This is a genomic window from Longimicrobiales bacterium, assembly GCA_028823235.1.
Lineage (GTDB): Bacteria > Gemmatimonadota > Gemmatimonadetes > Longimicrobiales > Gaopeijiaceae > UBA2589.
The window spans coordinates 58,542-81,570 of the sequence record JAPKBW010000005.1 but is presented as its reverse complement, the minus strand read 5'-3'; the positions used below and the strand labels follow the sequence as shown (position 1 = coordinate 81,570).

21 protein-coding genes are annotated in these 23,029 nt (G+C 60.8%); 15 read left to right on the top strand and 6 right to left on the bottom strand.

What is annotated here, in order from left to right; translation table 11 throughout:
- Nucleotides 1–16 precede the first annotated feature (16 nt).
- The 6 genes from OSA81_04165 to OSA81_04140 all read left to right on the top strand — a co-directional run bounded on the left by OSA81_04165 (nucleotide 17) and on the right by OSA81_04140 (nucleotide 5,234).
- Nucleotides 17–1,081 carry an isocitrate/isopropylmalate dehydrogenase family protein gene (locus OSA81_04165; GenBank protein MDE0898190.1) on the top strand — a complete coding sequence of 355 codons (1,065 nt, stop codon included), beginning with the start codon at nucleotides 17–19 and terminating at the stop codon, nucleotides 1,079–1,081.
- 14 nt (nucleotides 1,082–1,095) lie between these two features.
- Complete coding sequence (locus tag OSA81_04160) at nucleotides 1,096–1,245, top strand: hypothetical protein (GenBank protein MDE0898189.1); 150 nt, start codon at nucleotides 1,096–1,098, stop codon at nucleotides 1,243–1,245.
- Between the two features lie 101 nt (nucleotides 1,246–1,346).
- Nucleotides 1,347–2,555: an acetyl-CoA C-acetyltransferase gene (locus OSA81_04155; GenBank protein ID MDE0898188.1), complete on the top strand. Its 1,209-nt coding sequence runs from the start codon at nucleotides 1,347–1,349 to the stop codon at nucleotides 2,553–2,555.
- Between the two features lie 21 nt (nucleotides 2,556–2,576).
- Complete coding sequence (locus OSA81_04150) at nucleotides 2,577–3,425, top strand: hypothetical protein (GenBank protein ID MDE0898187.1); 849 nt, start codon at nucleotides 2,577–2,579, stop codon at nucleotides 3,423–3,425.
- A gap of 60 nt (nucleotides 3,426–3,485) precedes the next feature.
- The gene (locus OSA81_04145) at nucleotides 3,486–4,361 is read left to right on the top strand and encodes a 3-hydroxybutyryl-CoA dehydrogenase (protein MDE0898186.1); all 876 of its coding nucleotides are present in this window, start codon (nucleotides 3,486–3,488) and stop codon (nucleotides 4,359–4,361) included.
- A 735-nt stretch (nucleotides 4,362–5,096) separates the two neighbouring features.
- On the top strand, nucleotides 5,097–5,234 hold the full coding sequence (locus OSA81_04140; GenBank protein MDE0898185.1) for a hypothetical protein: 138 nt from the start codon (nucleotides 5,097–5,099) through the stop codon (nucleotides 5,232–5,234).
- Nucleotides 5,235–5,287: 53 nt separating this feature from the next.
- On the opposite strand, the gene rpsU is transcribed toward OSA81_04140, so the two are convergent.
- Both rpsU and OSA81_04130 read right to left on the bottom strand, forming a co-directional pair.
- Nucleotides 5,288–5,503 (bottom strand): 30S ribosomal protein S21, encoded by a 216-nt coding sequence (rpsU, locus tag OSA81_04135; GenBank protein ID MDE0898184.1) that lies wholly within the window; start codon nucleotides 5,501–5,503, stop codon nucleotides 5,288–5,290.
- A 68-nt stretch (nucleotides 5,504–5,571) separates the two neighbouring features.
- Entirely contained in the window at nucleotides 5,572–6,255 is a 684-nt protein-coding gene (locus tag OSA81_04130; GenBank protein ID MDE0898183.1) for a hypothetical protein, read from the bottom strand.
- A 180-nt stretch (nucleotides 6,256–6,435) separates the two neighbouring features.
- On the opposite strand from OSA81_04130, the gene OSA81_04125 reads away from it, so the two are divergent.
- The 3 genes from OSA81_04125 (at nucleotide 6,436) to OSA81_04115 (ending at nucleotide 8,936) form a co-directional block, all read left to right on the top strand.
- On the top strand, nucleotides 6,436–7,323 hold the full coding sequence (locus OSA81_04125; GenBank protein ID MDE0898182.1) for a hypothetical protein: 888 nt from the start codon (nucleotides 6,436–6,438) through the stop codon (nucleotides 7,321–7,323).
- Between the two features lie 954 nt (nucleotides 7,324–8,277).
- Entirely contained in the window at nucleotides 8,278–8,463 is a 186-nt protein-coding gene (locus tag OSA81_04120; GenBank protein ID MDE0898181.1) for a hypothetical protein, read from the top strand.
- Between the two features lie 122 nt (nucleotides 8,464–8,585).
- Nucleotides 8,586–8,936, top strand: a complete 351-nt coding sequence (locus tag OSA81_04115) for a hypothetical protein (protein ID MDE0898180.1) — start codon at nucleotides 8,586–8,588, stop codon at nucleotides 8,934–8,936.
- A 40-nt stretch (nucleotides 8,937–8,976) separates the two neighbouring features.
- Here OSA81_04115 and ssb read toward each other — a convergent pair whose 3' ends face one another.
- The gene (ssb, locus tag OSA81_04110; GenBank protein MDE0898179.1) at nucleotides 8,977–9,438 is read right to left on the bottom strand and encodes a single-stranded DNA-binding protein; all 462 of its coding nucleotides are present in this window, start codon (nucleotides 9,436–9,438) and stop codon (nucleotides 8,977–8,979) included.
- A 178-nt stretch (nucleotides 9,439–9,616) separates the two neighbouring features.
- Between ssb and OSA81_04105 the strand changes: the two genes are divergently transcribed.
- The 4 genes from OSA81_04105 (at nucleotide 9,617) to gyrB (ending at nucleotide 13,963) form a co-directional block, all read left to right on the top strand.
- The gene (locus OSA81_04105) at nucleotides 9,617–10,402 is read left to right on the top strand and encodes an enoyl-CoA hydratase-related protein (GenBank protein MDE0898178.1); all 786 of its coding nucleotides are present in this window, start codon (nucleotides 9,617–9,619) and stop codon (nucleotides 10,400–10,402) included.
- 79 nt (nucleotides 10,403–10,481) lie between these two features.
- The gene (gene recF / locus OSA81_04100) at nucleotides 10,482–11,672 is read left to right on the top strand and encodes a DNA replication and repair protein RecF (protein MDE0898177.1); all 1,191 of its coding nucleotides are present in this window, start codon (nucleotides 10,482–10,484) and stop codon (nucleotides 11,670–11,672) included.
- The gene (locus OSA81_04095; GenBank protein ID MDE0898176.1) at nucleotides 11,672–11,995 is read left to right on the top strand and encodes a DUF721 domain-containing protein; all 324 of its coding nucleotides are present in this window, start codon (nucleotides 11,672–11,674) and stop codon (nucleotides 11,993–11,995) included. The genes recF and OSA81_04095 overlap by 1 nt, the downstream gene beginning before the upstream one ends.
- Nucleotides 11,996–12,031: 36 nt before the next feature.
- Nucleotides 12,032–13,963, top strand: coding sequence for a DNA topoisomerase (ATP-hydrolyzing) subunit B (gyrB, locus tag OSA81_04090; protein MDE0898175.1), 1,932 nt, complete (start codon nucleotides 12,032–12,034; stop codon nucleotides 13,961–13,963).
- Nucleotides 13,964–14,046: 83 nt separating this feature from the next.
- Here the strand turns inward: gyrB and OSA81_04085 are convergent, their stop codons facing one another.
- On the bottom strand, nucleotides 14,047–15,390 hold the full coding sequence (locus tag OSA81_04085; protein MDE0898174.1) for a hypothetical protein: 1,344 nt from the start codon (nucleotides 15,388–15,390) through the stop codon (nucleotides 14,047–14,049).
- 205 nt (nucleotides 15,391–15,595) lie between these two features.
- On the opposite strand from OSA81_04085, the gene OSA81_04080 reads away from it, so the two are divergent.
- Nucleotides 15,596–17,776 (top strand): glutamine synthetase III, encoded by a 2,181-nt coding sequence (locus OSA81_04080; GenBank protein ID MDE0898173.1) that lies wholly within the window; start codon nucleotides 15,596–15,598, stop codon nucleotides 17,774–17,776.
- Between the two features lie 48 nt (nucleotides 17,777–17,824).
- On the opposite strand, the gene OSA81_04075 is transcribed toward OSA81_04080, so the two are convergent.
- Nucleotides 17,825–18,331: a YaiI/YqxD family protein gene (locus OSA81_04075; GenBank protein ID MDE0898172.1), complete on the bottom strand. Its 507-nt coding sequence runs from the start codon at nucleotides 18,329–18,331 to the stop codon at nucleotides 17,825–17,827.
- A 466-nt stretch (nucleotides 18,332–18,797) separates the two neighbouring features.
- On the opposite strand from OSA81_04075, the gene OSA81_04070 reads away from it, so the two are divergent.
- Nucleotides 18,798–21,929: a PD-(D/E)XK nuclease family protein gene (locus tag OSA81_04070; GenBank protein ID MDE0898171.1), complete on the top strand. Its 3,132-nt coding sequence runs from the start codon at nucleotides 18,798–18,800 to the stop codon at nucleotides 21,927–21,929.
- A gap of 40 nt (nucleotides 21,930–21,969) precedes the next feature.
- On the opposite strand, the gene OSA81_04065 is transcribed toward OSA81_04070, so the two are convergent.
- Nucleotides 21,970–22,989: a pyridoxal-phosphate dependent enzyme gene (locus tag OSA81_04065; protein ID MDE0898170.1), complete on the bottom strand. Its 1,020-nt coding sequence runs from the start codon at nucleotides 22,987–22,989 to the stop codon at nucleotides 21,970–21,972.
- Between the last annotated feature and the right edge of the window lie 40 nt (nucleotides 22,990–23,029).

Below are 23,029 nucleotides of genomic sequence, written 5' to 3'. Positions count from 1 at the left end.
ACCCTCACGCCGAAACATGCCCCGCATCGCGCTTATCCCCGGAGATGGCATTGGGATCGAGGTCGTCCGGGAAGCCCGGCGAATCCTCGAGTTCGTTGCCAGTGCCGAGGCACTACCTGTCGAGATTACGGACTGGGATCTTGGTGCTGACCGTTTCCTCCGTGATGGCATCACCATCACTGATGAGGAATTCCGTTCGCTCGACGAAGATCACGATGCTGTGCTGCTCGGAGCGCTCGGTGACCCGCGTGTGCCGAGCAATCAGCACGCCAAGGACATTCTCCTCGGAATGCGCTTCAGGCTAGATCTTTATGTGAACTATCGACCGTGCGTGCTTTTTTCTCCGGAGCTTTCGCCGCTTCGCGACACGTCGTCGCTGAGGCTCGACATCTTCCGTGAGAATACCGAAGGTGAGTACACGGGAATGGGCGGGAACTTCAAGATGGACAGTCCTGACGAGATCGCCCTCGAGGAGAACATTGCCACTCGAAAGGGGGTCGAGCGGATTGTCCGGGCGGCCTTCGAGTTTGCCTCGACGAGGGACAGGGACAAGGTCACGCTCGTCGACAAGTCGAACGTCATGCGGTATGTGGGTGGACTCTGGCGTCGAGTCTTCGCTGAGGTCGCCTCCGAGTACCCGGACATAGAGACGGACGCCATGTACGTCGATGCGATGGCCATGGATCTCGTACGACGTCCGGAGCGTTACCAGGTAATCGTCGCGTCCAATCTTTTCGGAGACATCATCAGTGATCTCGCTGCAGAGATCACTGGGGGATTGGGGATGGCGCCGTCGGCGAATATTCATCCCGGCCAGAACGCGCTGTTCGAGCCAGTCCATGGTTCGGCACCCGATATCGCAGGCATGGGACAAGCTAATCCGATCGCAGCCATCAGGTGTATCGGCCTCATGTTCGATCACTTCGGGTACCGCACCGCAGCGGAAAGGATCGAGGATGCTGTCGTCGCAGCGTTCTCGACGGGGAATACCACGCCCGATCTTGATGGCAAACTGTCGACCGAGCAGGCCGGCACCTGGATATTGCAGCATCTTGAGGCGGCCTACGCCGCTCATGGCTGACGGCGACCGACCCGATGAGTGAAGGGCGCACGATCGGTCAGATTCTGACCAATGTCGGTCGGATGCCGGGCAAGATTGCGCCCGCGGGAACCTACATGAATGCCAACAACAAAAAGGCCTTCATGCAGCACCTCGACAAGCCGCTTGAGGCCAGGTTCACCTAGCCCCGGATCGTGCGAGATTACGGCTGTGGGGTGGGTGAACCGGTGACTCTTCTGGGGGTAGCCTTTGTCCCCCAACAACAACACTTCTCGGTCGAGGCTTCATGGCTACGCAGGGACATCCGCGCGACGTCGTCATTCTGTCTGGAAAACGGACTGGATTCGGTACCTTCGGAGGGACACTCAAAGGCTTCACGGCCTCGGACCTGGGCGTCTTCGCGAGTACGGCGGCTATCGAGGCTGCGGGTATCACAGCCGACAAGGTGGATCACACGTTTATCGGTAACGCCCTCCAGACGTCATCAGACTCGATCTACCTAGCGCGGCATGTGGCGCTTCGGAGTGGCGTTCCCCAGGAGTCCGGTGCTCTCACCGTCAATCGGCTTTGCGGATCGGGATTCGAGGCCATCGTTCAGGGTGCGAAGGAAATCGTCCTCGGTGAGGCCGATGTCTGCCTGACGGGTGGGGCCGAGTCGATGAGCCAAGCACCGCATGTCGTGCGCGGCGCGCGGTGGGGCAAGCAGCTCCGTCTCGGACCCGCCGGTCCGAATTTCGAGGATCTCCTTTGGGAGGCGCTCCTCGATACCAATTGTGATCTCACGATGGCCCAGACTGCTGAGGAGCTCGCCGATCGCTATGCGGTGTCGCGGGAGGAGGCCGATCAAGTCGCCTACAATTCACACCAGCGCGCCAGGGCCGCGTGGGACGCCGGCCACTTCGACGCCGAGGTCGCCGGGGTTGTGATCAAGAGCCGGAAGGGTGAAACAACGTTCGCTGCAGACGAACACATCCGGTCGGACACGACGATGGAGGCGCTCGGTGGGTTGCGCCCCTACTTCCGTAAGGATGGTCTCGTTACCGCTGGAAACGCGAGCGGCATCGGTGATGGCGCGGCGAGTGCCGTACTGGCCGGATCCGACTGGGCGCAGGCCAACGGTGTCCCACCGATTGGTCGGATCGTTTCGTGGGGCTTTGTCGGCGTAGAGCCGCAGGTCATGGGCATTGGTCCGGCACCGGCTGCTCGCCTTGCGCTCGAGAAGGCTGGCCTGACGCTCGACGACATGGATCTGGTCGAGGTGAACGAAGCGTTCTCGCCGCAGTACAAGTCGGTCGAAAAGGAACTCGGTCTGGACCCTGACAAGACGAACGTGAATGGGGGTGCGATTGCTCTGACGCATCCTCTCGCGGCGTCTGGTGCGCGGATCACGATTCACCTTGTTCACGAGCTTCGTCGGCGCGGCCTGAAGTATGGCCTTGGGTCTGCTTGCATCGGTGGTGGGCAGGGAGGCGCTGTCATTGTTGAGGCGTACTGATCGCGTGAACCCTTCGCCGGAATGAATGACGAGGTAGGCCGAAGCCTGACCCGGTGGGAGTTCGACGCGGTCATCCGGCGGGCCGCTGAACTTGCGACCTCCGATCCTGACGGGGCGGATGGGGCACTGACGGAAGGGGAGCTTCTTCGGATTGCCAGGGAGGTGGGACTTTCTGAGTCGCATGTTCGGTTAGCATTGGCTGAGGTGCGGAGCGGAGTGATGGGCGGCGGTCCGATCGCCAGAGTCTTCGGCCCTGCGTCGATCCGGGCGTCGAGAGTCGTCCCGGGCGACCCGGAAGAGATCACGTCACAGATCGATGACTTTCTCGTCGCAGGCCAGTTGCTTCAAGGGGTCCGTCGAGGGGTCGGCATCCTTCAGTACCGGCCTGCAGTGGACTGGGCGTCCCAGCTGGCACGCGCGGCGAGTTTTTCGTCCAGAAAGCACTACATCGCTTCGGCTAAGTCCGTGGAAGTGAGACTGGAACGGGTCGACGACGAACACACTTTGGTCGAGTTTCTTGTAGATCCCGGCACGCGCGGTGAGGACATCCGTTGGGCTGTCATCGGCGGCGGAGTCGTGGGTGGTCTCGCCGGAACTTCGGCGGGCACTGGCATGACGGCACTACTGCCCGTCGGAGCGGCGGTTGGAGTCGGTGTTGTCGCAGGTGCGGCGCTATGGGCGGTCATCGGATACTCCGTGGGTCGAAGGCATAAGAAGAAGTTCGATGAGGTCCGTGTCGAGGTTGAGGGTGTCCTCGATGCGCTCGAGTATGGAGTGTCACTCGAACCACCACCGGCCTCTTGGAGGCGGTGGGTCAAGCGGCATTTTCACGGAGTCGCCCGAGACCTGAGGGGATCGGAAGAACGATAGATCAACGTCCTCGTGGACGTTGTCAGGGATTCACGAAGAAGCACTAGAACGGAGGCGGGTGTGAATATCAGCAAGGTCGGAGTAGTTGGTTGCGGGCTCATGGGAAGCGGTATCGCGGAGATCGCGGCCAAAAGCGGGTTCGAGGTGCGCGTCCGGGAGGTCAACGGAGACTTCTTGGCGGCAGGCGAGAAGCGGATTCGCAAATCCATGGACCGGGCCGTGAAGAAAGAAAAGCTCACGCAAGAGGATCGGGACGCGGCATGGGCTCGGCTCTCGTTCACTACCGAGGTGTCCGATCTCGCTGATTGCGACATCGTGATCGAAGCGATCGTCGAGGAACTAGAAGCGAAGAACGCGCTCTTTGGTGAGCTCGATGGCCTTTGTGGCGAGCATACGATCTTCGCATCGAACACGAGCTCTCTGACGATCACGGACATGGCGGCTGCAAGCCGCGCTGATCGTTTCGTCGGCCTCCACTTCTTCAATCCGGTTCCGGTCATGAAGCTGGTCGAGGTCGTGCGTACGATCGCGACGACGGAGGAGACCTTCGATCGAGCGTTCGAGTTTGCGAAGGCTCTGGGCAAGGTTCCAATTGCAGCGAAGGACAACTCCGGGTTCGTTGTGAATCTACTGCTGGTCCCGTATATGCTTGACGCGATCCGCCAGCTCGAGAGAGGCGTGGCGACTATCGCGGACATCGACACTGGGATGGCACTCGGGTGTGGTTACCCGATGGGCCCATTCACGCTGTGCGATTTCGTCGGAATCGACACGCTATACAAGATCAGCGAGATCATGTACGAGGAGTATCGTGAAGAGCGCTATGCGCCTCCCCCGCTCCTGAAGCGAGTCGTCGCGATGGGTCGTTACGGACGGAAGTCAGGGCAAGGTTTCTACGACTGGTCCGGCGAGAAGCCGGTTCCACTCCCGATCTGACGGCTCCGTAGGGGGAGGTGGACATGGGGCGGGGCACGCATTGGCGCGTGTCCCGTTCATGGTCCACCCTGATTCAGAGCCACCTGACGCGCGAACGCTGCCGTTACGATCGTCGTTCAGGTCAACGATCTGAGCCTGAAGAAAGCTGCTGTCCAGGCTGCGCATCCCGAAGAGGATGTGATTCTTGAAAATCGTCTGGCCGTCGAGGCGCTCAATTTCGGATTCCCTCGGCTGGTGGTGCGTGACGCCCGCCCAAGACGGCTGGTCCCTGTTCCGGAGGTCGACCAAATTGGGAGGCCGACCGCCGACCGCCGACCGCGGGAGCCGTTCCCCGCACGGCTAGACTATATCTCAGATCGATTTAGGGGCGGTCCAGGACCTATGCCTCGCCATCGACTGCGGTGGGACGTGTTCTCGACGATTTGTCTCGCGCTGCAAGAGCAAGGCTACCGCTATCCCCCCACCCCTTTTGGCCGCAGAGTGTTGGAGTTTCCGATTCGCTACAAGGCTGTGCATTCGCTGGCCTGCGCGGCATCCACGTACCCGGGGGCGCTAAAGGCTCGGTTTCGCCTCCACGAGTTGACTTCGCCATCCACCTACTTGAGGCGGTTTCAGCTGATGGCAGTGGCGGATCTCCTCTCCGACCGGACTGTTACAGTTGCGCAGAGCCGGCCCGCAGGCTCTGCTTTAAGTCTGCCGGAAAGTGGTGCCGGGTGATGACGACCGTGACGGGGAATGACGCCGACCAAGGCTCGCACGCTCCCAGGGTGGAATCGGCTCCTCATCAATTTCTCCTGGCAACATCTCTCGGGCGAGGATCTCGAAGGCGGGGCCGCGTTGGACGACCTGTTCGAGTGCAGGGTTGTGGGGTAAAAAACGGCCTTCCCCCTGAGGGAGGGGAGAGGACCGTCCCGGAACGTCAGGTCTTACACGGCTATGCCGGGGCGCTTGCGACGCTGTCTGCGGCGCTCGCGACGGATGGCGGCTTCTTTCTTCCGCTTCCGCTGTGCACTCGGCTTCTCATAGAACCGGCGCTTACGCAGCTCCGAGTACAGGCCGGAGCGCTGAACCTTCCGCTTGAAGCGACGGAGCGCGCGGTCGAGACTTTCGTTGTCCTGTACGACGACTTCCAAGACGGTCACATCCTTTGGTAGTACCAAACTGTAGAGCGCAAAAAGCTAAATGGGCTTGAGAGGTTGGACAACCTCACCTATGGCAACCGGCCCTCGCGATGGAGCGTGTGCGCGTAGAGCCGGTAGGCTTCTGGATTGTTCAGGAAATCTTCAGCCCATGTTTCGAAGTCGGGGAGCGGGATCAGTTTCTCTAGATAGTCAACGACCATCCGGGCGAACTGAACCTTATCCTTGGTTCGGAAGTCGATGCTTCCGCCGTCCAGGATCTGATCCACCGCTGACTCGAAGGCTTCCGGATCAACCAGACAGATGAAGTGCGACACCTGATCGATTCGGTAGGACTCGTAAAGTGAGCGAAGTCGGTCCAGTTCGTCTCCGCCGATGTCCACCTCGGCTTCGGTCCACGCTCCAGCGATGTCGACTGCGTTAGCGGAAAGGATTGTGCGGAATCGGCCACGAAGGTGTGAGTCGCCGTCGTCGTCATCCCGGCCACGGGTGTGTATGGCGGAGTCGAGCAGGCCTTGGAGCAGGGGGCGCCCGAGACTCCTCGCCTTCTCGTGGATCTCAGCCTCTGACGCTTCGACGAAGATATCCGTGGTCCGGACCTCGTCGTCGTGCAGTTCGCTGTAGCTGGGCCGAAAAGAAAAGTAGCCGTGCCAAGTGCGCTGCGTGGCGGGGAACGTCACGAGGAAGCATGCCCAAGAATCGTCGCCGTCTTCAAGAAAGGCCACCGAGCGGCGGCGTTCTGTCTGAATCGTCACGAGGTGGTGGGGGCCTCCGGCACTTGGTGCCGATATGCATGAAAATAAAGCTCTCGGGGTGAAGATGACCGTGGGTGCATGGGGCTGCAAGGCGTTTATTCGAGCGGCGTTTTTTCCTTGCAGTGGCCGTAAACAGATTGTTATCCTATTGATCCGTCTCGTTTCACTGTGGTGATCTGTATGCATCTCAATACGACAGCCGACGCTCGCCCAGAGGCTATGGGCGACGTGCTCGGCATCTGTGAACTTCCGCTGACCCGGGCGGTTGTTCAGTACCGCGATATCCATGAGATGGATATGCTGGGCGGGCGCATCGAAGACATTGGGCTCGCACTCGTGGTCGAGGGTCGCTACGCCTCGACGTCCGAGGTCGTCGACCTGGGCAGCGGGAGGGTGAAGGTGCTAGACCTCAGTTCTGAACTGGTCGTGCTTGACTGGGTCTATGAGCCGACGGTCGATCATGTATCGGAGCTCATCACCGCCTCCGCCGCGACCCGCGACGATGGCGCGCTGCGCCAATACAGTCGCCGCCTGGGTATGCGGGTTCTTGAGCGCGCCGGCTTCGGCCCGTTGACTCGCCCGACCTTTCTGCGGGTGGGCTATCGCGACATCTGCCGCGACCTCGACATGCATGAGGGAACGTCGATTCGGTTTCTGCTTGGCCCCGGGCGTCTGACACGCGCTCACCTTGACTACGATGCGTGCGCGCTCGTCTTCCGGACAGCGTTCAGTGAGGCCGACGCGCCTCTGGAGCACGCCCTGACCGACGCATTTCCTGAAGCTCATCTGAGGCGCGTGGAGCCGCTCACTACGGCAGACACGGTGACGTACCATGTCCGCCTCCCGCTGCCAACGAATCTTTGGGAGGCCCGTGCAGTTCTTGGAAGCATGAGACGTGGCCTGGGTGCCCTGATGGCTCGGTTTGAGCCCGACCGGTACGGCTCGATGGCTCGCGTGATGGAGACCTTCGGCGCGCGCGAGACCCTCGCCCGGCTTCAGATTCATGAGCCGATGGCGACGGTGGTTGAAGTACCGCCTCCCGGCGCGGGATCGCACGTTGTCCATTGAGGACCAGCAGCACGTAGCGGAGCGATCTCGCTCCGGCCAGTGAAGTAGACATGCGGCGACGGTACGCTGGGGTGTCGTCGCCGTCAGGCTCGCGCCCTGGTTGGGATGATCCCGCGCTAGGCCGTCCGCGCCCTCTGTACCGTCGGAGCCTTGCAGCTGGGCGTCCAGCCTTCTGCCACAGATCTGCTGCACGTGCTTGTTCAATTTTGTGAGACTCTATTCCCGCGGCCTCTTTTCAACAGTTGGCTGGAGGACATGGGAACGCATCCCGAGGCCTATCTCGACGATCTGGTTGCGGGGCGACCGACGTACCGACCGCGACGGGCGCCTACGACGCTTGAGGCGCGTGTCCTTGGTCGATCGCTAGGCGCGCGGACCGCCCGGCTGAGGGGTTTCTGCGATCGAGATACCTGGCGGGGCTTCATCGCGTTTGAGGAGGTCGTGTCCGGGCGTGTGCACCGCACGTCTCTGATTTTTCGTAAGCCAGGACCCCGCACATTGAGGGACCGCTTTCTAAGTTTTGAGCCAGCCACGCTTGAGGCGTTTTTACGGTCTCCGCTTCCGTAGCAGTTTTTCGTAAAAATACTGTGCGGACCAAGCCGATTCGTCGCGCTGGGCAGATCTCCCAAGACCAGCTGTTCCTTGGACTTCCGGAAGAATGCTGCCGTGGGGAATAAGCTGCACACAGACGCGGAAACAGTTGGATATTAGATTTGGACCGTTTCCTAAAGTGTTGCAGTACAACAGCTTAGTGAAATTGATATTTCTGCAAAATCCGTCCCCGAGAGGGGTTGCGCGCCCCTCGGCGCCCCCTTAAAGTTCTCCTCAGTTCGAGGTTGCTAGCGCCTCCTGCCGAACTCGTGAGATACTTTGGCGAGTATTCGGAATCCCTGAATCTGAAACTTTTCCGCAATCTTAAGTGGGCAGGGTGTGTCTATGTGGGAGACGCGTTCCGTGCAGATTTCTATTGATCTGCCGAGCGATATCGCAGCGCAGGCCGAGGAATTTCAGGAGAGTGATCCTGAGTTTCTGAGTCGCGTCGTCCTGTACGGACTCACGCGCCGTTCGATCTATCAGCACCTCAGAGATGCCGACCAGGTCGCTGGTTCGGCCGGGGAAAGCCTGCCGGCCCAGCCCTAGGGCGCATTCCAAAAGGCTTGCACTAAAGGCGCTGCGGCTCAAACGTAGGCACGACCAGCTGAGAGGTTGTCAAGGTCGCGCCCGACAGATTCGGGGGCTTCACGTCCGGCGGAGGCATCGCAGTGGACGGAGACAGGAAGGACTCGGGCGAGCCGTTGCACGTCCTGCGCGCCAAGTATCACGACTACTGTTCGGCGCAGGTCGCGGACTTGCTTGTGTACATGAGTCCCGACGAGATCTACCTGCTCGCGCATCGCGCCTACCGTGAGGAGGGCGGCGAGGTCGATATCTCCTACGCGGAGATGGTCCGAGTCGCGACCGACTGGATTGGCAATCGAGTGGCATTGCCGCCGTTCGAAGTGTGGGTCGAGGACTACCGTGCTCATCCAGATCTGTATGAGGAGTACTTCATGGGTCTTTGGGAGGCGGATGTGCCTCCGCAGGGCGAAGCCCCGCCCGACGAATCGAGCTGACCTGGCTCTGCCGGGCCGCCTCTGTCGGCGGTCCGTGTAGCTAGAACGGAAGGTCGCCGCCGGCGTGGGCTGTGGGTGAGTGGCCACCTGGCGATTTTCTGTCTTCAGTGAGGTCGCCCCCGCTGCCAGCGTTTCCGCCGTCGTAGTTGCCACCCTCACCGCCGCCGCTGTTCGATCCGAGCATCACCATTTCAGACACGACGATGTCCGTCCAGTACTTCGGACCATTGTCGCTCTCGGTCTGTGAATATTCGATCCTGCCTTCGATGTAGAGTCGGTCTCCCTTCTTCACCCACTGCTCGACCACGTCCACGAGGCGACCGAAAAACGTCAGGCGATGCCACTCGGTCTTGTCCGTCTTCTGGCCTGTGGTCCGGTCGGTCCAAGAACGATTCGTTGCTACCGATAGCTTGGCGACCCGGTTTCCTGAACCGGTTGCCCTGATCTCCGGGTCACTACCGACATTTCCGATGAGCATGACTTTATTAAGCGATCGACTCATTGCGGACCTCACTCCTGTGGCGCTGAATCGTCACGGCGGCAGTTGGCTTTCCCTGCTGTGACGCAGTATTGGGAAGGCCCAGAAGTTAAGCGCTGTGCGTCGGTTTTTCCATCACGGTTCAGGTCGCTAGCTTGCAGCGTTTCGTCTTTGTGAAAACCAGGTAGGAGTCACGGTCCGAATGGTAGATCTTGAGTATGTCCGCGTTGAGTGGGATGGCGAGCTGGCTATCGTATCGATCGATCGTCAGGACAAGTTGAACGCCTTGAATGCCCAAGTTGTGCGGGAGGTCGGGGAGGTGTTCTCGAGTCTCCGTGACGACGGCAACGTGCGTGGTGTCATCCTCACCGGGGCCGGACGGAAGGCATTCGTAGCCGGGGCGGATATCGGCGAACTCGCGACAATGAACTCGGTAACCGGTGTTCGGGTGAGCAGAGACGGACAGGATGTGTTCAGGGCAATTGAGCGGTTCCCGAAGCCTGTTCTCGCGGCCGTCGGCGGCTACGCGCTGGGCGGCGGATGTGAACTCGCGCTAGCCTGCCACATGCGTATTGCCAGTTCGAGCGCGCGCTTTGGCCTGCCTGAGGTGGGGCTCGGAATCATTCCGGGATACGGCGGCACCATCCGGTTGGCGAGACTCATCGGGCTCGGGCGAGCCATTGAGCTGACGCTGACGGGAGATATGGTCGATGCGGAGCGTGCAGAGACTATTGGCCTCGTCATATCCGTCGTTGAGCCTGATGCTTTGATGGAGGAGGCCAAGTCACTCCTCCGGCGGGTTACGAAAAATGGGCCGGTCGCGATTCGGATGGCACTCGAGTCAATCTATCGTGGCCTGGACACAGCGACGGCCGAGGCGTTGGATTTTGAGTCGTCCCTTTTCGGCCTACTGGCCTCGACCGACGACATGCGTGAAGGCATGGAGGCGTTCCTGGAGAAGCGGAAGCCGGACTTTAAGGGCGAGTAGCTTCCCGCGCCTTGGGGCGCCTGGGGCCCCTTCAAGGTGGAATAGGAAAACCCAACAAATCCGGGGACGAAAGCGGTAGATGGTCCGGCGGCAAATCGTTAGATTTGTCTATGTATTCAGGGACTCTCCTAAGTCGCGGGCCGTGCGCCTGAGCACGCTCGCTCTTCGACACTTTCGGAACCTCCATTCGCAGCATCTGGAGATTCCTCTGGAAGGGGTCGCGTTGATTGGTGACAACGCCCAGGGCAAGTCGAATTTTCTCGAGGCGATCTACTACCTTGAGACATTTCGATCCTTCCGAGGTGCTCGTGACGAGCAGATGGTCGGATTCGACGCGGAGGTGTTCCGCGTGGTGGGAACCACCGAGTCATATGAGACGCATGGGAGCCACCGAACTGAAATCGCGGCTGCCTTTCAGAAGAAGGGCAAGCGGAAGAAGATCTCGGTTGACGGGAGTGAGCCGGACCGCATGAGCGACGCGCTCGGGCGACTTTCCGCCGTGATTTTTTCTCCGTCGGATATCGAGCTGGTCAGTGGTGGCCCATCGGAGCGCCGAAGGTTTCTGGATATTCTGCTTTCGTTGAACGAGCCCGGGTACCTCTCCTCCCTGACGGACTATCGAAAGGTCCTGCGGAGAAGAAACGCCTCACTCAAGTCGAGTGCCGCTGGGTCGGTCGTGGCGGCCTGGGACCAGGGGCTTATCAACGCCGGTGCTCGGGTCATGCTCGAGAGGACGACTTGGATTGCAGCCCGGTGTGGCGCGTTCGGTGACTACTACCAGAGAGTCAGCGACGATGCTCGGGCCTGCATGACGTACCGACCGAATGTCACTTTACCAGAAGTGCCCACGCTCGAGATGATCACGGGTGCGTTTCGCGAGGCGCTGGATGATTCGGCAGACCGAGAGCGTCGCATGGGTGTGACCGTGGTTGGGCCGCATCGGGATGACATGCGCCTGCAAATCGAAGACGATCGGGCCGGCCTCGATTTCCGAGATTATGGCTCGGGGGGACAGCGGCGCACCGCAGCTCTCGCGTTACGGCTAGTAGAGGCGATGACCATTCGGGAGCGCAGGAGCCAGCGGCCGCTCATCCTGCTGGACGATGTGTTCGCCGAGCTCGATGGAGGCAGGAGTGAGAGAATCCTGGACCTCATGGAGGCCGAGGACACCGGCCAAGTTGTGTTGACCGCCCCGAAGGACGCGGATGTGCGTATGCGGAAAGACGCGTTGCCACGGTGGCGGATTCGGTGCGGGGAGATCAGCACCTGATGGGCTATCCGTATACAGGTGGGGGGAACAAGCCGGTGCGGGTCGACGCAGTGCTGTCGGATTTACTGGAAGAGCATGGCGTCGCTGACCAAGTGCGGCGTATGAACTTGCTCGAGCTCTGGCCGAGGCTGGTCGGGGAGAAGGTCGCAGAGGTGACTCGGGCACGGAGCGTGGATGACCGGACGCTCATTGTAGAAGTGCGGACGAGTGCCTGGCTGATGGAACTGAACATGATGAAAGGCGACTTCCTGGCGTGCGTGAACGAACGCATGCCGGAGACGCCGATGACGAGGATCGTCTTCGTACTCGCGGAGACGGGTTAATGCGCGGCGACGCGCGGGACAGGCTTCGGAGCTGAGATGGCGAAGAACGAAAAGTCAAAAGGCAGCGATTACACTGCGGGACAAATCCAGGTTCTCAAGGGACTGGAGGCCGTCCGCAAGCGCCCGGGTATGTACATCGGGTCGACGTCGGCGCGAGGTCTTCACCACCTCGTATATGAGGTCGTGGACAACTCGATCGATGAGGCAATGGCCGGCCACTGTTCGGAGGTGACGGTCACGATCCACACGGATGACTCCATCACTGTGGTCGATGACGGTCGCGGAATCCCCGTCGATATTCACCCGACGGAGAATGTTCCGGGCGTTGAGCTTGCGATGACGACGCTTCACGCGGGTGGAAAATTCGACAAGGACACCTACAAAGTGTCTGGTGGACTCCACGGCGTCGGTGTCAGTGTCGTGAATGCACTCTCTCTTTTCCTTGAAGTTGAAATCCGTCGCGATGGCAAGCTGTACCATCAGCGCTACGAGCGCGGAATCAAGGCGAAGGATCTTGAGGACAAGGGGGCGGCGGAGGGACAGGGCACGACCGTAACCTTCAAGCCTGACGACGAGATCTTTACCGAACTGGTCTATTCGTTCGAGATCCTGTCAAATCGCCTCCGTGAGCTCGCGTTCCTGAATAAGGGGCTGAAGATCGTTCTCGTGGACGAGCGGGGTGAGAGAGTCGAGGAATCGTACGAGTTCCAGGGCGGGATCGCCGAATACGTGACGTTTCTCCGCGGTAGTCGCGCCGCGCTTCACGACAAGGTCTGCTACTTCGAAGCGTCCAGGCCTGAGGCTGAGATCGAACTGGCGATGCAGTACGACCAGGGTTTCAGTGAGAACACGCACTCCTTCGTGAACAACATCAACACCCAGGAAGGGGGGATGCACATCACAGGGCTGAAGGCGGCCCTGACCCGAACCGTGAACGACTACGCAAAGAAGAACAACATCTTCAAAAAGGGCGAAACGCTCTCCGGAGACGATGTTCGAGAGGGTCTGACATGCGTCCTCAGTATTCGCGTTATGGAGCCGCAGTTCGAAGGCCAGACGAAGACCAAACTCGGGAACAGCGAAGTCCGAGGAGCCGTCGAGGCTGCGGTCAACGAGCATTTTGGGATGTTCCTCGACGAGAATCCGAAGGTCGGGCGAGCAATCATCGAGAAGTCGCTACTGGCCGCCCGCGCCCGCGATGCGGCACGGCGTGCGCGCGATCTGGCAAGAAAGAAGAGCGCACTTGAAGGTGGCGTTCTTCCCGGTAAGCTCGCGGATTGCTCAATGTCCGATCCGTCGCTGTGTGAGTTGTACTTGGTTGAGGGAGACTCTGCCGGGGGCAGTGCAAAGCAGGGCCGGGATCGTGGCTATCAGGCCATTCTCCCCTTGAAGGGGAAGATTCTGAATGTCGAGCGCGCCCGGCTCGACAGGATCCTGGCGAACGACGAGATCGCTGCGATGATCACGGCCATCGGTGCAGGGATCCGGGAAGAGTTCGACCTCGGCAAGACGCGCTATCACAAGATCGTCATCATGACGGATGCCGACGTCGACGGTGCGCACATTCGCACGCTCTTGCTCACCTTCTTCTTCCGGCAGATGCGCGAACTGATCGATGCGGGCTACGTCTACATCGCACAGCCGCCACTCTTTCGCGTGAAGAAAGGCAAGCAAGAGTTATACGCGTACAACGACGAAGAGCGCGAGGAGTACATGAAGCGCCTCGGAGCGAAGGACGGAGAGGCCAAGGGCATTCACATCCAGCGCTACAAAGGGCTGGGCGAGATGAATCCGGATCAGCTGTGGAAGACCACGATGGACCCGGACGCTCGCACGATCCTCCAGGTGCAGATTGAAGACGGAGCACTCGCTTCGAACCTCTTCGATCGTCTCATGGGGGACGACGTTGAGCCGCGCCGTCAGTTCATCGAGAAGAACGCCCGGTACGTGAAGAACCTCGACGTGTAACGCCGCGCGAAGTGCTGCGGCGAGATCGCCGGACCGGTGCATCAGTGGGGCACGGCGGATTCAGATCCGGCGCACCTCGCTGCTTATTCCGACCCCAGCAGGGCGGTGGCGTCGATGAGCTTGGCGTCATGTCGGCGGGCGACCCCGCGCCTGAGGCTTGCACTCGCGGGCCTTCCTGTGACGATGATGCGTAGTCGTCGCTCCCGCCCGAATCCGTACCTCGTCGCACGAACCTGACCGTCTAGGTGGTCCAGCGCCGCGGTGTCGGTCTCGATGTCGCTCCATTGAGTTGTCCCGTAGAATGCTGCTCCTGAATTGAGGATCCCTGCCATCGGAATGTCGTAGTCAGGTCCCCAAAGACTTCCGTTCTCGCGAGGCGCGGAGCCGATGCTTTCCCGCGCATCGAACTGCATGTGCTGTCGGCCGATTCGCGGGAGCATGCAATTCATGTGGTGGTTGATGCCGGGCCGTACCACACGCGTGTAATAGGGCCCGGCCCCTTCTTTAATTTCTTCGAGCCGCCAGGGAAGAACGAACCGGAACCAGAACGCCAGAAAGGGATCGGTGATGGAGTAGCGAGTCGATCGACTCCGTGGCCCGGCATCAAGTGAACGGCGCATTTCAACCATTCCGAGCTCCACGAGACGATTTAGGTACGGTGCGACCTGTCCGCTGCGCGTAAGGTCTGCGACGCCTTGGTGCACGGTATTCCAGTTCGCCTCGCCCATTGCTAGCGTTCGGAGAATCGCAACGTAGCGAGAGGGGGTTTGGACTTCTCGCTCGAGCCAGGAAAACGGTGCGTCGGTCAGCGCTCCGGAGTCGGCCAAGAGGAGCCTTCGGACATTCGTACCTACAGTGACCGAGGCGTCCAGCATTGAGAGCACACGGGGCAGCCCTCCAAATACGCCGTACGCTCTCACCTGTTCATGGGGGCGGTGACCCGGAAGCCAACGTGCCGCGGCACGGAGTGGCAGGGGGTCTAGGCGAAGGGTCGCTAGGGTTCCCCGGGCGTCGTCTGAGAACACCGGTAGCTCGGCCTCGGGTCCGACGAGAACGAAGTGGACCCGTACGCCGCGCTCGGCTGCATGATGTGCAGCTGTCTCCAATGGGGCGACAAAGCGTGAGCGCGCCTGAGCCAGACGTCCCGCGTCGTCTAGGATCACGATGAACGGAGCAGTGCTCGCGGCTGCGAGATGGATGATCGCCTCGAACAGATCTGACCAAGCATCGTCCCGCGAGACGATGTCGTCCCAATTGTAGAGCCTCTGTCCGGCATGATTGACCGCGTCCGCGAATGCAGCTCGGAGTCCGGGATCCGGCTCAGGCGCGAACGTAAGAGCCACGCTCGGAAAGCCTGCGGCGGCCCGGCGCACCAGTGCGGACTTTCCGGATCCTCTGAGTCCTGACACACACGTCAGCTTTGGCACCGACGCATCAAACAGTGCGCGTAGCCGGCCGAGTTCACGTGATCTACCAATAAAAATAAGCCAATGCCTCATGAATAAGGGTACGTCATGAAATATTAGCGTAAGGACATTTAGCCACAATACTGGCGAGCGAGCCTTGAGTGAGGAGACAGGCGTGGTGACCTTCCGTCCTTAAGGTTCATCATCCCCCCCGGAGTGCGTCTTCATGAGCAGAGTGATTCCACGCTTCGATTCGCTGGCGGCGGCAAAGTACGATTCGACTCCTTCCGCTGAGAAGCATCACCGAACTGACCTTGAGTCCGTCTTCGGTGAGAACGTCTTCAGCATCCACCAGATGGAGGCGCGGATCCCGACCGTTCAGTTTGAAGCCTTGCTTTCGACGATGCAGAACGGCACCGAACTCGACTCCTCGGTCGCAGATGCGGTCGCATCGGCCATGAAGGAGTGGGCTCTTGAAAAGGGCGCCACCCACTATACGCACTGGTTCCAGCCGCTGACCGGGAGTACTGCTGAGAAGCACGATTCGTTTCTGAAGCCGACCGGTGATGGACGCGCTATCACCGAGTTCCGCGGCAAGGAGCTCATCCAGGGTGAGCCTGACGCGTCATCGTTCCCGTCAGGTGGGTTGCGCGCGACGTTCGAGGCCCGTGGATATACCGCGTGGGATCCGACGTCTCCGGCCTTCATGATGGAGGGCCCAGGAGGTGCCTATCTTTGCATCCCGACTGCGTTCGCATCGTGGGCAGGTGACGCCCTCGACAAGAAGACGCCGCTCCTCCGGTCGATGAACGCGATCGACGAGCAGGCTCGGCGTGCGCTACGGCTCTTTGGCTCACCGCCGCTGGCTGTGAGGGCAACCTGCGGCGCAGAGCAGGAGTTCTTCCTGGTGGACGAGGAGTTCTACTTCCGTCGACCCGACCTGCAGACGGCAGGGCGGACTCTGTTCGGTACGAAGCCACCGAAGGGTCAGGAGATGGACGACCATTATTTCGGATCGATTCCCGATCGCGTGCTCGAGTATATGAATGAGGTCGAGTTCGAGCTTTACCGCCTCGGTGTGCCCGTTACCACACGCCACAACGAAGTCGCGCCAAGTCAGTACGAGATGGCGCCGATCTATGAAGACGCGAACCAGGCTGCCGACCATCAGCAGCTCGTGATGTCGACGCTGCGGCGGGTGGCGAGGAAGTATGGCCTCGTCTGCTTGATGCACGAGAAACCGTTCCAGGGTGTAAACGGCAGTGGCAAGCATCTCAACTGGTCCATGGGTACGGACGAGCAGAACCTGCTCGAGCCAGGCGAGACACCGCATGACAACATGCAGTTTCTCTTCTTCACGGCCTCCGTTCTTCGGGCTGTCGCGAGGCATCAGGATCTTCTGCGTGCGGCTGTCGCCCATGCGGGGAATGACCACCGGCTCGGCGCGAACGAAGCTCCCCCGGCGATCATCTCCGCGTTTTGTGGCGATCAACTCCAGGACATCTTCGAGCAGATCGAAAAGATGGGGGAGGCTACGAGCAGCAAGCCTGACGGGCTGCTTGGGCTCGGAGTGAAGGTGCTTCCGAGCCTGCCAAAGCATGCAGGTGATCGGAATCGGACCTCACCATTCGCCTTCACTGGAAACAAGTGGGAGTTCCGCGCACTGGGTTCGTCCCAGAGTGTCTCTTTCCCCACGATGGTGCTGAACACGATCGTAGCCGAGTCGCTCGATGAGCTGTGCACGACGCTCGAGAGCGAGATCGAGAAAGGGGCATCTTTTGACGACGCACTTCGGGAGCTGTTGGCCGCCGAGGTCCCCGATTTCAAGCATGTCGTCTTCAACGGGGACAACTACTCGGGCGAATGGGTGACCGAGGCTGAGGAGCGCGGCTTGCTCAACCTGCGGAGCACTATGGATGCGCTCCCGAGGATCGTCGACGAGAAGAATACAGCTCTCTTTGAGAAGTATGGGGTTCTCTCGCATCGCGAGCTCGAGTCCCGGTACGAGATCTATGTCGAGCAGTACTTCATGACGGTCAATATTGAGGGCGAGACCGCTCAGCACATGGCTCAGACCATGATTTTGCCCGCCGCGATCCGTTATCTGGGAGAGTTACTTTCCACGGCAGAACGGGCGAGTGACGTCGACTTGAATACCGAGGGTGTAGTCAGAACTGCGCGCCGCGTGAATGAACTCGTGAACCAGCTTTCCGACGCGATCGACGTGTTGGCGAATCAGAATCAGGAGCTTGGTGGTGACGACGTCGTGTCAAAGGCAGAGCACATGCGGGTCAACATCATTCCCGCGATGAAGTCGGTGCGTGACGCGGCCGACAGGCTCGAGCGGATCGTGCCGGACGACCTTTGGCCGGTGCCGACCTACCGCGACATGCTCTTTGTGAAGTAACGACGGGGGCCAGTCGGGACTGTGGGCGCGCCAGCTTCGTCGAAGTGATCAGGGGCCGGAGGAGAGATCCATCGGCCCCTTTTTTGCCACCTTCTTCTGTGCCGCACGCATCAGCTTCGTCAGCACCCTGTCGAAGGTCGACGCAAAGGCCTGCTTGTTCTGTGGATTCCATGCCTGCGGCCCCCCTGTCTCCACGCCTGTGGAGCGAAGTTGATCCATGAAGTCCCGGACGGAGAGGCGCTCGCCGATGTTCTCCCGTGTGTACTCCGTCCCACGTGGGTCGATCGTACTCACGTCTTTTTCGACGAGTCGTGCCGCGAGTGGGATATCTGCCGTAATGGCGAGGTCACCCGGCTCAGCATGCTCAGCGATGTGGTCGTCGGCTACGTCGGGCCCACCCTCGACACGCACAGAGGACACGAAGGGATTATTCGCGGGGGGTTGAAGTCGCTGGTTTGCGACCAGCGCGGTCTCGACCTCGAGCCGCAGCGCGGCTTTCGCAACGATAGTCTTCACGTCGTTGGGGGCCGCGTCCGCATCGATCCAGATCTTCATGGGCTGACCCTGGTTCCAGTGCCACGTCTAGGCATCCGAACTGCCTCCTTCTGCATCTTCTTCACGGCCGGGCGTGGCGAAGAAGATGAGCAGTGACAGGTCTTCGGTGATGTCCACAAATCGATGCTCCTTCTCTTTCGCTAAATAGAGGACAGATCCAGGACGGACTTCGATCCGGCGCCCTTCGGTCCCAGTCCAATTGCTGCCCTAGCCAGTAGGCCTGACCCTCGATTACCGAGGGTGCGGTGAGCGCGACTGTTGCCGCCGCGATGTAAAAGAGTCGTGTCAGCACAGAGTGGCACTGGTTTTCACGCAGCATCGGCTTAACCTCCGGTTGGCTACAGATTTCTGCCGGGAAGGGTACGTGACGGCCGAGCCGAACGCACTCCCCGGACGGCCCGGCGTCGCCTATCTTGCCACCATCCTCCACGCGACGGCGCGGTAGCCACACCCACACTCCGAGGGCATGACCGACACCACCACGGGAGCTGTCCCCCGACTCGTCGACTCGCTCGCTCGCATCGCACGTCAGAAGCGAGTTGCCCGCAAGCTTGTGCTTGCCCCGAATTTCTCGGCAGGGCGCGAGCTTCTACGGCGTCTCGCTCTTGTGGGAGATGGGTGGATAGGCTTTGAAGTCACTACACCACAACGACTTGCGCAACGTGTGGCGCTCGCGGGTATGGAGCAGGCAGGTCTCTCGCTTCTCGATAATTTCGAGCAGCAAGCGATCGTCGACGAGGCCCTCGACTTTGCCCTGAGAGCGGAAGGGGGCACACTCGGTGACCTCGCGGAAGGCGTTGGCTTCCGTAAGCACGTGCACAGGGCCGTCGGCGAGTTAAGGGCTGCGGGAATCGGTCCTCGAGATCTCGATGCGGCCCGCTTCGGGCAGTGGGAGAAGAAGCTCTTTCTGCTCCGGGTACTTCAGCGATACGAACGACTCCTCACGGAGCGTAGGCGGGCCGACGTCGCGACTGTCACGCGACTTGCACTGAAGGCTCTGGACGAGGCCGGCGGCCAGTTACCGGCATCGCTGGACACTGATGTCGTTGTCATGATGCCAGGCATCGGGACACGCGGTCTCCAAGGACGACTGGTTGCGGAACTCGGCGCACGGGGCGCGAAGCTTTTGAAGACTGATCCTGTCCAAGGGCTCGAGGTGCCGAGCAAGATCCTCTGGGGGCGGGGCGGGCCGCCGGTACCGGGGTCATTCCTCTACGCATCCGACGAGCAGGTAGAGGGGGTCCCCTTACCCGAAGTGGAGTTCTTCAGCGCCGCCTCGATCGATGCAGAGTTGAGGGAAGTGCTACGTCGTGTGATCGAAGCCGGCCTGTCCTGGGATCAGGTGGAGATCATCACGACCGATCCGGCTGCGTATGGGTCAGCGCTGCATGTGCTGGGCCAACGCCTCGAGATTCCGATTACATATGCTGTAGGACTTCCGGTCGGCCGGACGAGGACTGGCCGAGTCGTGCAGGCCTACCTCGACTGGATCGAGGAGGGATTCCAAGCGCACGTTATTCGCCGGTTGCTCGAAGCAGGCGACCTGCGCGCGCCGAAGTCGAAGGGCTACCACGCCCCGGCCGCATTGGCGCGTAGATTCCGAGGCCTTCGCGTCGGCTGGGGTCGTCGACGATACAGGAGTCAGATTCGTGAGGCGCTGGCTGGTGCCGAACAACTGGAGCAGCGAAAGCCGGAGCCTGATGCCTCGTTCGCTCGGAGGCGCGAGCGGTCGATCACCGAGCTTGAGGCATTGAAGTCGATTCTGTTTCCAGTGCTGAAGCAGACTCCGGCGGTTCCCGACCGAATGGGCGAGGGCGCTGATCCCGTTTCGCCAGCTGAGCTTGCTCGGGGGCTTGAGGCGTTCCTGCGCCGCGTACCCAAGGGGCGCGGACCAGATCGTAGTGCGCGCGAAGAGGTCTCCCGGATACTCGAGAGGGTGAAGGGCACACTGCATCGGCGCACCCAGTTCCGATCTGCTGTATCGATACTGAGACAGCACCTCGATATGCGTGTCCGACCTGAGATCTTCGGCGACGAGGCAGATGGAGTAGGGGCGCCGTGGTCTTCCATGGGGGGCGCTCTCCACCTCGCAGATCTGGATCACGGAGGGTTCTCAGGGCGCGAGGCGTTTTTTCTGGTGGGCCTTGATGCGGAGCGGATCCCGGGGAGTGGGGTGCAGGATTCGGTGCTTCTCGATGGCGATCGTCGGGTGCTGGGAAACAATTTGGCGACCGCGCCAGAGCTACTCAGGGAGCGAGTCTTCGGGTTCGCGGCACTTTTCGCGCGTCTCCGGGGACGAGTGACGATGAGCTACGGGGCCTGGCAGGCTACGGAAGCACGAGTCGTTGGACCTTCATCCGTTCTGTTGCAGGCGCTGCGCGCCTCCGTCGGAGATCCTAGCCTGACCTTCGCAGATCTGCATTCAGGAATGGGGCCGGTCGTGAGTGCGATCCCGGGCCCCGGTCGGCCGGCGCTCGACGGAGATGACTTCTGGATGACTGCCCTCGGTTCCGGCTCAGTCATGCGTCGGGGCGTCGCCGCCGTACGTGGTTCGTTTGGACCTTTACATGTCGGTCTGGCGGCCAGGGAAGAGCGTCACGCGGGCGCTCCAGGGCCGGTGCACGGTGTGGTTCAAGCTCGTCCCGAGGAACTCGACCCGCGTCGCAACGAGGAGACGATTCTCTCAGCCAGCCGGCTCGAGGCACTTGGGGCGTGCCCATTGAGGTATCTGCACAGCAGCGTTTTGCGGATCTATGCGCCGGACGATCCCGAACTCGACCCCGACGCGTGGCTGGACGCTCGGCTGCGGGGCAGTCTTCTGCACGAGGTGTACGACCTCGTGCTCAGAGAGGCAAAGACTCGCGGAATAAAGCCCGAGGACCGTGGTTTTGAAGATCTGGCACTCGAGGCACTCTCACGCGGCATCAAGGTGTTGCGCCGCGAGGTGCCTATTCCTGGCGAGGGAACGCTCGTTCGCGAAATCGCGGCCCTGCGGGAGGACGTGCGGTCATTCGTCCGCATGATACGGGAGCAGAATCCCGAGTCTGTTGCCCTTGAAATGAAATTCGGCGTCGGCGATGACGAGCCGATACTGCTTGAGCTCGATGGGGGAACGCTTCGGCTTCGCGGTGCGATCGACCGCGTCGACCAAGATCTCTCTGGGTTGCACGTTATCGATTATAAGACCGGGACTGCCTACGGGTATGACCAGGAGGTATTCCGCGGTGGGCGCAGGCTGCAGCACGCGATCTACGCACACGCCGCGGAGGTCCGACTCAAGACAGACGTGGTCGATGGCCAGTATCACTTTCCGACTCGTCGGGGGGAGAACCAAAAGTTCAGCTACGATCGGGGGAGCCTCGGCGCCGTTAACGGCCTGCTCGACATCATGCTCGATGGTGTCGCCCATGGACACTTCGTGCCGACGGACTCGAAGGACGACTGCAAGTTTTGCGACTTCTCCGAAATCTGTCGGGTCGGCCGGGGCGACTTCAATGCTCACTCCTCGCCGCTGGCGGAGTGGTCAGCGGAGCATACCAAGCTCGGATCTTCTCCCCATTTCGAGCACCTGAAGCGAACCCGCACTTTCGAGAAGTGAAGTCACCGGTACCGGCGCTGACCGAGGTGACGTCACCACCCTACAGGAGCGGATTGTCGCCCGTGAGAATGCGACTGAGAACGTCCGTGTCGATGTTCCCGCCCGACACCACCGCGACGATTTTTTCGTCGGACATGAACTCTCGACGCGCGGCTGCAACTGAGCTCGCGCCAGCTCCTTCGGCGATGACCTGAGCCTGAGAGGCCAGCATTCGAATCGAATCACAAATCTCCGGGATCGAAACAACGTGCGAGCCGTCGAGCAGGGATGATGTGAGGGGCCACATTTCCTCGAGCACGCTGCTACCACCGATGCCGTCGACGAACGTCGGGACCCGCTCGACAGATACTGCTCGCCCTGCCTCGAGCGATGCCTGAAACGGTGCCGCCGTCTCCACCTCGGAGGCATAGACCCGCGTATCAGGTTTGACGTTCTTGATTGCGGAGGTGATCCCGGCGGACAGGCCTCCGCCACCATATGGGATGATTACTGTGTCGACGTCAGGCAGGTCTTCGATGATCTCGAGGCCTGCGGTGCCATTGCCCGCGATGACGGCTGGATCGCTGACGGGATGGATAAAGAATCCCGATTCGTCCGGGTGCCCGTGATCGAGAATCGCTGCCCACCACTCGTCGAAGGGTACCGGGACTGCGACGCCACCAAGTCGGGCCAGGGCTGCCAGCTTCCCTTTCGGCGCGGAATCTGGGACGATGACCCGGCAGGAAATGCCCTGGCGCCGGGCGGCAAATGCGACTCCCTGGGCCATGTTGCCCGCACTCGCGGTGTACACGCCATTGCTCAACGCCGCTGGGTCAGCCAATGCCATCGCGTTGGCCGCCCCTCGAATCTTGAAAGAGCCGATCGGCTGGAGGCACTCGAGCTTGAGCCAGATGCCTCCGCGGACCGCGTCTGAAGCGCTTCGTCCGGAAAATCTGTCCCGAGCTTCTGAAGTGGACTCCGGTCGATCAAGTCGGAGGAGGGGCGTGCGGATCGCTGCGCCTGATATGCGCGAGCGTGCGGCCTCTATCGCAGAGAGGGGGATCGACTGAATGGGTTCCATGTCGGACGATGGTGCGAGTGTCGTCAGGCGTCCAGCGTCT

Coding starts and splice junctions, on each gene's coding strand:
- OSA81_04165 (MDE0898190.1), top strand. CDS start 17: ATGCCCCGCATCGCGCTTATCCCCGGAGATGGCATTGGGATCGAGGTC.
- OSA81_04070 (MDE0898171.1), top strand. CDS start 18,798: ATGACCGACACCACCACGGGAGCTGTCCCCCGACTCGTCGACTCGCTC.
- OSA81_04065 (MDE0898170.1), bottom strand. CDS start 22,989: ATGGAACCCATTCAGTCGATCCCCCTCTCTGCGATAGAGGCCGCACGC.
- OSA81_04155 (MDE0898188.1), top strand. CDS start 1,347: ATGGCTACGCAGGGACATCCGCGCGACGTCGTCATTCTGTCTGGAAAA.
- OSA81_04125 (MDE0898182.1), top strand. CDS start 6,436: ATGCATCTCAATACGACAGCCGACGCTCGCCCAGAGGCTATGGGCGAC.
- OSA81_04075 (MDE0898172.1), bottom strand. CDS start 18,331: ATGAAGATCTGGATCGATGCGGACGCGGCCCCCAACGACGTGAAGACT.
- gyrB (MDE0898175.1), top strand. CDS start 12,032: ATGGCGAAGAACGAAAAGTCAAAAGGCAGCGATTACACTGCGGGACAA.
- OSA81_04140 (MDE0898185.1), top strand. CDS start 5,097: ATGACGCCGACCAAGGCTCGCACGCTCCCAGGGTGGAATCGGCTCCTC.
- OSA81_04160 (MDE0898189.1), top strand. CDS start 1,096: ATGAGTGAAGGGCGCACGATCGGTCAGATTCTGACCAATGTCGGTCGG.
- ssb (MDE0898179.1), bottom strand. CDS start 9,438: ATGAGTCGATCGCTTAATAAAGTCATGCTCATCGGAAATGTCGGTAGT.
- OSA81_04095 (MDE0898176.1), top strand. CDS start 11,672: ATGGGCTATCCGTATACAGGTGGGGGGAACAAGCCGGTGCGGGTCGAC.
- OSA81_04105 (MDE0898178.1), top strand. CDS start 9,617: ATGGTAGATCTTGAGTATGTCCGCGTTGAGTGGGATGGCGAGCTGGCT.
- OSA81_04150 (MDE0898187.1), top strand. CDS start 2,577: ATGAATGACGAGGTAGGCCGAAGCCTGACCCGGTGGGAGTTCGACGCG.
- OSA81_04080 (MDE0898173.1), top strand. CDS start 15,596: ATGAGCAGAGTGATTCCACGCTTCGATTCGCTGGCGGCGGCAAAGTAC.
- recF (MDE0898177.1), top strand. CDS start 10,482: ATGGTCCGGCGGCAAATCGTTAGATTTGTCTATGTATTCAGGGACTCT.